Source organism: Pseudomonas sp. NPDC088429 (assembly GCF_044753305.1).
In the GTDB taxonomy this organism is placed as follows: domain Bacteria; phylum Pseudomonadota; class Gammaproteobacteria; order Pseudomonadales; family Pseudomonadaceae; genus Aquipseudomonas; species Aquipseudomonas rustica.
The window spans coordinates 1-2,241 of the sequence record NZ_JBIVMX010000155.1 but is presented as its reverse complement, the minus strand read 5'-3'; the positions used below and the strand labels follow the sequence as shown (position 1 = coordinate 2,241).

The window sequence follows — 2,241 nt, the reverse complement described above, 5'->3', positions numbered from 1 at the left end:
AGCTGATATGGATGCGGCCGTGCGTACCATCGCCGGTTCCGCTCGTAGCATGGGCCTTAACGTGGAGGGTGTGTAATGGCTAAGCTGACCAAGCGCCAAAAGGCTATCGCCGGCAAAATCGAAGCAGGCAAAAGCTACAGCTTTGTAGATGCTGCTGCCCTGCTGGCTGAGCTGTCGACTGTCAAGTTCAGCGAGTCGTTCGACATTGCTGTAAACCTGGGTGTAGACCCGCGTAAATCCGACCAGGTTGTTCGTAGCGCTACTGTGCTGCCACACGGCACTGGCAAGACCGTTCGCGTTGCTGTGTTCACCCAAGGCCCAGCTGCTGAAGCCGCTCTGGCTGCCGGCGCTGATCGCGTAGGTATGGACGACCTGGCTGCCGAAATGAAAGGCGGCGACCTGAACTATGACGTAGTGATCGCATCCCCGGATGCAATGCGCGTTGTAGGTCAACTGGGTCAGATCCTCGGCCCACGTGGTCTGATGCCTAACCCTAAGGTTGGTACCGTAACTCCAGACGTAGCGACTGCTGTTAAAAACGCTAAAGCTGGTCAGGTTCGTTATCGCACCGACAAAAACGGCATTATCCACACCTCCGTTGGCAAGATGGGCTTCGACGCCGTCAAGCTGAAGGAAAACGTTGAAGCCCTGATCGCTGATCTGAAGCGTATCAAGCCAGCTTCCTCGAAAGGTATTTACGTTAAGCGCGTTACCCTGAGCACCACTATGGGCCCAGGTCTGGTTATCGACCAGAGCTCGCTGGACGCTTAAGAAAAAAGTTGGCGTGCTTTGCACGTCAATTGAAAGATTGGGGTCCCTGCCTGGCGGGGGCTATCCAAGACCGTAGGCGACGCAAGTCTTAATACACAAGCCTACGCAGATGGTGCTCCCGGTTCCTTACCGAATCAGACACCAAAACGACATTCGGTTTCGATCGAATGAAACGGTAACAAGCAGGAGTTAACCCGTGGCAATTTATCTCGAAGACAAGAAGGCCATCGTCGCTGAAGTCAACGAGGCTGCCAAAGTCGCTCTGTCCGCTGTCGTGGTTGATGCACGTGGCGTAACAGTAGGCGCAATGACCGGACTCCGTAAAGAGGCTCGTGAAGCTGGCGTTTACGTACGTGTTGTACGTAACACCCTGCTCAAGCGCGCTGTTGCTGACACTGAATACAGTGTTCTCAACGACGTGTTCACCGGCCCGACCTTGATCGCATTCTCCAACGAACACCCGGGCGCTGCTGCTCGTCTGTTCAAAGAGTTCGCTAAAGGTCAGGACAAGTTCGAGATCAAGGCAGCTGCGTTCGAGGGCAAGTTCCTCGCAGCTAATCAGATCGACGTACTGGCAAGCCTGCCGACCCGTGACGAAGCAATTTCCCAGCTGATGAGCGTGATTCAAGGCGCTACCAGCAAATTGGCTCGTACTCTGGCGGCACTTCGCGACCAGAAAGAAGCTGCTGCAGCCTAAGGCTGAGCGTTTCCTTTTATCGCGTATTTTTGTTTATTTCGATGGCCTCCAGGCTATCCCCCAATTCAGGAAATAAGTCATGTCTCTGACTAACGAACAAATCATCGACGCAATCGGCGAAAAATCGGTTCTGGAAATCGTTGAGCTGATCAAAGCAATGGAAGAGAAGTTCGGCGTATCCGCTGCCGCTGCTTCTGCTGGTCCAGCTGCTGCTGCCGCTGTTGTTGAAGAGCAAACCGAGTTCAACGTAATCCTGAAAGGCGCTGGCGAGAAGAAAGTCAACGTGATCAAGGCTGTACGTGAACTGACCGGTCTGGGTCTGAAAGAAGCCAAGGAGAAGGTTGACACCGCTCCTCAGGTTATCGCTGAAGGCGTTTCGAAAGAAGCTGCTGAAGACGCGAAGAAGAAGCTGGAAGAAGCAGGCGCTGAAGTCGAAGTTAAGTAACTTTCGACTTTGCACCTCCAGCCCGAGCGTCAAGCGACAGGCTGATGGCTGGTGGCTCTTGCCACCGGCCTTTTTCCGTTATTGGCAGCCGACTGGGTCGGTGCTGATAAAGGCGCTGTAACCACCCGATGCGGTGGCGCAAACCATGGGGTTTGCACGATTTTCTGGCTGCTCCCGTCGGGAGGGGCCAAACAAGCAGGTGACCAAGCTGGGGAACGCTGATGGCTTACTCATATACTGAGAAAAAACGTATCCTCAAGGACTTTAGCTAGTTGCCGGACGTCATGGATTTGCCTTTCCTCCTTGCCATCCAGCTGGATTCGTATCG

At 54.0% G+C, this 2,241-nt stretch carries 3 protein-coding genes and 2 pseudogenes; all 5 read left to right on the top strand.

Translation table 11 applies throughout. The annotated features are described in order from the left end of the window. Window positions 1-76, top strand: a pseudogene (rplK, locus tag ACIP66_RS28595) (50S ribosomal protein L11); the annotation flags it as partial. After that, window positions 76-771, top strand: coding sequence for a 50S ribosomal protein L1 (rplA, locus tag ACIP66_RS28590; RefSeq protein WP_053124322.1), 696 nt, complete (start codon window positions 76-78; stop codon window positions 769-771). The pseudogene rplK and the gene rplA, both read left to right, overlap by 1 nt. 196 nt (window positions 772-967) lie before the next feature. Further along, a complete protein-coding gene (gene rplJ / locus ACIP66_RS28585) occupies window positions 968-1,468 on the top strand; it encodes a 50S ribosomal protein L10 (protein WP_053124320.1) in 501 nt (166 codons plus the stop codon). 79 nt (window positions 1,469-1,547) lie between these two features. After that, window positions 1,548-1,913, top strand: a complete 366-nt coding sequence (gene rplL / locus ACIP66_RS28580) for a 50S ribosomal protein L7/L12 (RefSeq protein WP_053124318.1) — start codon at window positions 1,548-1,550, stop codon at window positions 1,911-1,913. 221 nt (window positions 1,914-2,134) lie between these two features. Continuing rightward, window positions 2,135-2,241: pseudogene (locus ACIP66_RS28575) on the top strand (hypothetical protein); the annotation flags it as partial.

Excerpts from the sequence above, each read along its gene's own strand:
- rplA (WP_053124322.1), top strand. The coding sequence starts at position 76 with ATGGCTAAGCTGACCAAGCGCCAAAAGGCTATCGCCGGCAAAATCGAA.
- rplL (WP_053124318.1), top strand. The coding sequence starts at position 1,548 with ATGTCTCTGACTAACGAACAAATCATCGACGCAATCGGCGAAAAATCG.